Here is a 6,932-nt window from a genome sequence, read left to right on the forward strand (position 1 = left end):
AAGCGATTCAAGCTCCTATTTATATAGCAAAAAGATAATTCACCCAAGGATCATGCAGAAATAACATAACCCACATCTTTGAAACCTGTTAACGATATTTGGACAGGGTTTACCGGGAGATATTCGCGTTTTCACTCTGTATACACTTTTTGTATGGATTGACGCAGCGGCAACAGCTGTGCGCCAACCTGATCCCAATATGGAGTGAGGAGACATTTTTTATGACATCCAAAGTGCATCCCGTCGATGAAGTTTTGCCCGCCGGGCAACTCACCGCGCTTGGCCTGCAGCACGTGCTGGTCATGTACGCGGGCGCTGTGGCCGTGCCCCTTATCGTGGGCCGCGCCCTGAACCTGCCTCCAGAGCAGGTCGCGCACCTGATCTCTGCCGACTTGTTCGTCTGCGGTCTGGTGACACTAATTCAAGCCCTTGGTGCCACTCAGTGGTTTGGTATCAAGTTGCCCGTGATGATGGGCGTGACCTTTGCCAGCGTAGCGCCAATGGTGGCCATTGCCCAGTCCACAGGCGGCAACGCAGGCGCGGGCCTGATCTTTGGCTCGGTCATCGGGGCCGGTGTGGTGTCCATCATCATTGCCCCGCTCATCAGCCGCTGCCTGCGCTTTTTCCCACCCGTCGTGACCGGTACCATCATTGCGGTGATCGGCATCAGCCTGATGCGCGTGGGCATCAACTGGATCTTCGGCAACCCCGTGGGTCCAACTGCCCCCAACGTGCCCAACCCCGAGCACCTGAAGTGGCTGGCTGAAGCCCAGGCAATGGCTGGCGCCCCCGGCTCCGTCCTGCCTGCCGTGCCCAAGGGCTTCTCGATTCTGCCCACTATCCCTAACCCCAAGTATGCGGATCTGCAAGGCGCAGCCGTCTCGGGCGTGGTGCTGCTGTCCATCTTGCTGATCGCACGTTTTGCCAAGGGCTTTGTCGCCAATATCTCGGTGCTGCTGGGCATTTTGATCGGCGGCGTGATCTCGGTCGCCATGGGCCTGATGAACTTCAAGAAGGTTGCCGAGGCCGAATGGTTCACCCTGGTGCTGCCTTTTGACATCGCCATGCCTGTCTTCGACCCCATTCTGATCCTGACCATGAGCCTGGTGATGGTGGTGGTGATGATCGAATCCACCGGCATGTTTCTGGCGCTGGGCGACATGACCAAGCGCGAAATCTCTCAAGAAGACCTGACCAAGGGCCTTCGTACCGACGGTCTGGGCACCCTGATCGGCGGTATCTTCAACACCTTCCCCTACACCAGCTTCTCGCAAAACGTGGGTCTGGTCGCGGTGACTGGCGTGATGAGCCGCTGGGTCTGCGTGGCCGGTGGTGCCATCCTGATCGTTCTGGGTGTGCTGCCTAAGATGGGCGCTCTGATTGAGTCCCTGCCCACCGTGGTTCTGGGCGGTGCTGGTCTGGTGATGTTCGGTATGGTGGCCTCCACCGGTATCCGCATCCTCGCTAACGTGGACTTCCGCAACAACAAGCACAACGCCATGATCGTGGCAGTGTCTATCGGCGTGGGCATGATTCCTCTGGTTGCACCTAATTTCCGTCAGTGGATGCCTCATTCCATCCATCCACTGATTGAATCCGGTATCCTGCTGGCTTCGATTACCGCTGTAGCACTGAATCTGTTCTTTAACGGCGCCGCCAAAGACAACACCGCTGCAATCAACGCAGCTCGCGAGGCAGACGCTCACTAAACGTCAACCCTCTTGAAACAGCCGGCTTACCCGCCGGTCCAGGCCCCCTGACCGTACTTTGGTGCGCCAGGGGGTTTGTTGTCGGTGCAGTTCAGGTAAAACAGACCTGACCCAAAAAGCCTCTCACCATCCGGTAAGCTCAGAGACGCAACCTTGCTGATAAATTTCGTATGACACAAAACCTGTCCTCCGCCGAACAAGCCCTGCGCGATGCGGCCCGCGAATACCACCGCAGCCCCATCAAAGGCAAGATTTCCGTCACCCCCACCAAGCCCCTGTCCAACCAGCGCGACTTGTCTCTGGCGTACTCGCCAGGTGTGGCATACCCCTGCCTAGACATCGAGGCGGATCCCTCCACTGCAGCCGAGTACACCTCGCGCGGCAACCTCGTTGGCGTGATCACCAACGGCACTGCGGTGCTGGGACTGGGCGATATTGGCCCTCTGGCCTCCAAGCCGGTGATGGAAGGCAAGGGCTGCCTGTTCAAGAAATTTGCCGGCGTAGACGTGTTCGACATCGAACTGGCCGAGCGCGATCCCGATAAGCTGATCGACATCATCGCTGCGATGGAACCTACTCTGGGCGGTATCAACCTTGAAGACATCAAGGCCCCCGAGTGTTTCTACATCGAGCAGGAACTCTCCAAGCGCATGAACATTCCGGTGTTCCATGACGACCAGCACGGTACCGCCATCATCTCCAGCGCCGCCTTGCTGAATGGCCTGGAACTGGTGGGCAAGGAAATTGACAAGGTCAAGATCGCTGTCTCTGGCGCCGGCGCCGCTGCCATTGCCTGCGTAAACGTCATGGTCGGTCTGGGTGTGAAGCGTGAAAACGTCTTCATGTGCGACTCCAAGGGCGTGATCTATGAAGGTCGCCCTGGCGGCCTGGACGCTTCCAAGGCCCAGTACGCTCAAAACACCGACGCCCGCACATTGGCCGACGCCGTGAACGCTGCTGACGTGTTCCTGGGTTGCTCCGCCCCTGGCGTGCTGACGGCCGACATGGTCAAAACCATGGCCGACAAGCCCATCATTTTGGCCCTGGCCAACCCCGAGCCCGAAATCCGCCCTGAACTGGCTAAGGCTGTCCGCCCTGACTGCATCATCGCCACCGGCCGCTCGGACTACCCTAACCAGGTCAACAACGTCCTGTGCTTCCCTTATATCTTCCGTGGCGCACTCGATTGCGGCGCTTCCAAGATTACCGAAGCTATGAAGCTGGCCTGCGTGCGCGAAATCGCTGCACTGGCCAAGCAAGACGTCAGCGATGAAGTCGCCGCCGCCTACCAAGGCAAGGAACTGACATTCGGCCCTGACTACCTGATCCCCACGCCTTTTGATACACGCTTAATCCTGCGTATCGCTCCCGCCGTGGCCCAGGCAGCTGCCGAATCCGGTGTGGCCACCCGCCCCATCGAAGACATCGCCGCCTACCGCGAAAGCCTGACCCGCTTCGTCTACCAAACTAGCATGTTCATGCGCCCCGTGTTTGCTGCCGCCAAGGCCGGCCAACAGCGCGTGGCCTATGCCGAAGGTGAAGACGAACGCGTGCTGCGCGCAGTGCAAGTCGCTCTGGACGACGGTCTGGCCAAGCCCATCCTGATCGGCCGCCCTGCTGTCATTGAAGCCCGCATTGCCAAAGCGGGTCTGCGCATACAGCCTGGCAAGGACGTGGAAATCTGCAACCCTGAAGATGACCCCCGATTCCGCCAGTATTGGGAGACCTACCACAAGCTGATGGGCCGTGACGGCGTCACTCCCGAAGCCGCCAAGGCCGCCGTGCGCCGCTCCAACACCCTGATCGCCGCTCTGATGGTGCACCTGGGTGATGCCGATGCTATGCTGTGCGGTCTGGTCGGTCGCTTCGACAGCCACCTGGCACACCTGGAAGACGTCCTAGGCTTGAAGAAGGGCGCCAGCGAGTTTGCTACCGTGAACGCCGTCATGCTGGAATCGGGCACGCTGTTCGTGGCCGACACCTACATCAACGACGCTCCCAGCGCCGAAGAGCTGGCCGAGATCGCCAAGATGGCGGCCGACGAAGTGGCCCGCTTCGGCCTGCCTCCCAAGGTGGCATTCCTTTCGCACAGCAACTACGGCTCGTCCACACGCGGCTCGGCCCGCAAGATGCGCGCTGCACGCGACCTGTTCGCCGCCGCCAACCCGCACATCGAGTGCGATGGCGAAATGCACGGCGATGCCGCCCTGTCCGCTGAAGTTCGCAGCCACTCGCTGCTGGACTCCACACTGACTGGCGCAGCCAACGTACTGATCTGCCCCAACCTTGACGCCGCGAACATTCTGTTCAACGTACTCAAGACCACTGGTGCCCACGGCACCACCATCGGCCCCATCCTGATGGGCTGCGCCGCATCTGCTCACGTGCTGACCCCCTCGTCCACTGTGCGCCGCGTGGTCAACATGACCGCTCTGGCTGCGGCTCAAGCCATCGCATTACGCAACTGATCACATCGAATCTCTCAGGCATCTGACCTTGACCACCCAATAAAGAACGCCCTTCGGGGCGTTTTTTGTCGCCTGGTCAACCAGCAATCTTCCGCTCACGCCGTTCATTGGCGTTGTTGCAATGTCCGCCGTCTCGAAGAGGGAAGTGGCACCGCCCACGTCAGCGCAGCAGCTGACTCTGGCATGTGCTGCAAAACAATCTGGCCATAGTTGTTCGTAAATGTGGCTTCTAACCCGTTCTCATCCAGCGCTGGATGCTAATGTTTTCAAGAACAAAGACAAAACGCTCACAAAGCTAGATTGCCCACAATCATTGTGTAGAATCCTGCCATCCGGGGATTTGGGTGAGTGGTTTAAACCAGCAGTCTTGAAAACTGCCGAAGGAGTGATCCTTCCGTGAGTTCGAATCTCACAGTCCCCGCCAGATGATCAAAAAAACGCCTTCTTAGGCGCTTTTTTATTTTTTCCCATCGTTGAGAGCAGAGTGCTAACGCGCATTAGACAGGCTACATCAACCCTCTTATTTCTGCTGCAATTCGAGTCCAGCTACCGCTCCAGCTCTCTCGCGAGCATCGAGAAACGCTGAAGTGACACATAGTCATCTCCACGCCGGGTGCATTCACGCAGCAGCCCTTCATAAGCAAAGCCGCAGGCCGTCAGCAGCTTGATTGACATTTGATTTTCAGGCTCAACATAAGCCACCAGACTGTGCAAATTGAGTTGCTGAAAGACGCCGGGCAAGCATTGCGACAGGGCTGAGCGCATGAGCCCCCGACCCCAATGGCTTGGCAGCAGCCAGTAGCCCAGTTCTGCGCTGTCGCCGTCTTCATCGCGGTCATAGGCACCGATGGCACCAATGGACTGACCATTCAGACAAATGGCCTGCCACCAGCCTGCGCCCTCTGCATTCAGTGCGCGATACCAGCTCAACTGCTCACGTGCAATGGCCAGTGCATCGGTTTGTGTGGTTTCCAGTCCGTAGTAGCGCGTGACCTGCGGATCGCCCATGGCACTGACGATGGCCGAGAGATCTCCGTCATCAAAATCTCGAAATTGCAGATTCAAAGGTGCATGCATTTGAAGAGATTAGCACCTCTAGCGCTTTAACACTAAGCGCATATCGCTCTCATTTCAGGAGCAATCTATTGATGCATCAGCCAAGCCTTGGGCTTGCCGATATTTTCATTTTTAGGGTTGGGTCAAGCAAGTGCCGATGAATTTCGCGTCTTTACTCCAAATTTAAGCAGTGAATCCAGCCACTTTTCTACAAAAAATGACTACCAGGAAAATGCAAGTCCGAAACTGCGCTAGAATCAATGCTTACGGAGCGTAGCGCAGCCTGGTAGCGCATCTGCTTTGGGAGCAGAGGGTCGCGAGTTCGAATCCCGCCGCTCCGACCAAACGACAAGGGGTTAGATCGAAAGATCTAACCCCTTTTGTCCGTCTGTACTAGCTCACTCCCCCATGCAAGCACATGCATGGGGAATCAAGTCAGCAAGCCCTCGTTTAATCGAGCGTCACCTTCGCATCACGGATCACACGACCCCACTTTGCGGTTTCAGCAGCAATAAAGCGATCGCATTCTTCAGGTGTAGAGCCTTCGGCAAAAGTGCCCATCGTCTGCGCCATGCGCTGCGAAATTTCGGGGCTACGAATAATGCGAGCCACTTCTGCAGACATGCGCTGCACAATTTCACGTGGCACACCTGCTGGCGCAATCATGGCGGCCCAGGTGCTACCCAGCAAGTCAGGGATGCCCTGCTCTGCAAATGTGGGCACATCGGGCAAAACGGCCAGACGCTTTTCACTGGCCACGCCGATCAGACGGATTCGGCCTGCCTTGGCGGGCTGAATCAGGTTGGGAGGCGGGTCCAGAAACAACGGAATCTGACCGCCCATGAGATCGGTCAGCGCAGGTGCAGCGCCTTTATAGGGCACATGAATCATGTCCGTCTTGGTCAGCAGCTTCATCAATTCCGTCGTCAGGTGCGCGCTGGAGCCACTGCCCGAGGAACCAAATGCCACCTTACCCGGATTCGCCTTGGCGTAAGCAATCAGCTCCTGAGTCGTCTTGAACGGAGCATTGTTGGCCACAGCCGCCACCAATGGAGAAACGCCCATCAGTGATACGCCGACCAGATCTTTCTTCGGGTTGTAAGGCAGCTTGGTGTACAGCGTGGTGTTGGCCGAGAAGGCAGGAATCACGACTCCAAACGTATAGCCATCAGCTGCAGATTTCGCCAGATTATCAACACCGATCAGGCTATTCGCCCCCGGCTTGTTATCAATGATGATGGGCTGACCCAATGCCTTTTGCAGGCCTACCTGCAGCAGGCGCGCCATCTGGTCGGTGAAGCCGCCAGCCGTATAGGGAACAACGATACGGATGGGCTTGTTGGGCCATGTGCCTTGCGCACGCACTGCTGGCGACAGAAGGGCAGCACCAGCGACAGCGGTACCGATGAAGGTTCGGCGGGAAACGTTATTTGGCATGGTTGTCTCACTTGGTCGGATCGCATTGCCAACGCTGCCTGCGGCAACGCCGACAAAATCTATACACAGCATGTGTGGGCCGGATATGTTCTGCGTCACACCTCGGCCCGTCTTCTCGTCAAAAGACCAACTCCCCCCGAAGTCAGCCTTTTGTGCAGATCAAATGACCTGAGTCATTTCAGGTAAAGCGGCGAACAGGTCTGCTTCCAAACCGTAATCGGCCACGGAGAAGATCGGTGCCTCAGGGTCCTTGTTGATCGCC

Annotated in this window: 4 protein-coding genes, 2 tRNA genes and 1 pseudogene; 4 read left to right on the plus strand and 3 right to left on the minus strand. The window is 57.5% G+C overall.

Features of this window, described 5'->3' with window-relative positions; genetic code table 11:
* Positions 1 to 221 precede the first annotated feature (221 nt).
* The 3 genes from HF327_RS17810 to HF327_RS17820 all read left to right on the plus strand — a co-directional run bounded on the left by HF327_RS17810 (position 222) and on the right by HF327_RS17820 (position 4,601).
* Positions 222 to 1,709, plus strand: coding sequence for a nucleobase:cation symporter-2 family protein (locus HF327_RS17810; RefSeq protein ID WP_198461669.1), 1,488 nt, complete (start codon positions 222 to 224; stop codon positions 1,707 to 1,709).
* A gap of 170 nt (positions 1,710 to 1,879) precedes the next feature.
* Positions 1,880 to 4,177, plus strand: coding sequence for an NADP-dependent malic enzyme (locus tag HF327_RS17815; protein ID WP_198461670.1), 2,298 nt, complete (start codon positions 1,880 to 1,882; stop codon positions 4,175 to 4,177).
* A 334-nt stretch (positions 4,178 to 4,511) separates the two neighbouring features.
* Positions 4,512 to 4,601 (plus strand) — tRNA-Ser (locus tag HF327_RS17820).
* 122 nt (positions 4,602 to 4,723) lie between these two features.
* On the opposite strand, the gene HF327_RS17825 is transcribed toward HF327_RS17820, so the two are convergent.
* Positions 4,724 to 5,242 carry a GNAT family N-acetyltransferase gene (locus HF327_RS17825; RefSeq protein ID WP_198461671.1) on the minus strand — a complete coding sequence of 173 codons (519 nt, stop codon included), beginning with the start codon at positions 5,240 to 5,242 and terminating at the stop codon, positions 4,724 to 4,726.
* A gap of 258 nt (positions 5,243 to 5,500) precedes the next feature.
* Here HF327_RS17825 and HF327_RS17830 point away from each other — a divergent pair.
* Positions 5,501 to 5,577 (plus strand) — tRNA-Pro (locus tag HF327_RS17830).
* Positions 5,578 to 5,683: 106 nt separating this feature from the next.
* On the opposite strand, the gene HF327_RS17835 is transcribed toward HF327_RS17830, so the two are convergent.
* Positions 5,684 to 6,670, minus strand: a complete 987-nt coding sequence (locus HF327_RS17835; RefSeq protein WP_198461672.1) for a Bug family tripartite tricarboxylate transporter substrate binding protein — start codon at positions 6,668 to 6,670, stop codon at positions 5,684 to 5,686.
* 159 nt (positions 6,671 to 6,829) lie between these two features.
* Positions 6,830 to 6,932: pseudogene (locus tag HF327_RS22180) on the minus strand (electron transfer flavoprotein subunit alpha/FixB family protein); the annotation flags it as partial.

The organism is Comamonas suwonensis, from assembly GCF_012844455.2.
Classification (GTDB): Bacteria; Pseudomonadota; Gammaproteobacteria; order Burkholderiales; family Burkholderiaceae_C; genus Comamonas; species Comamonas suwonensis.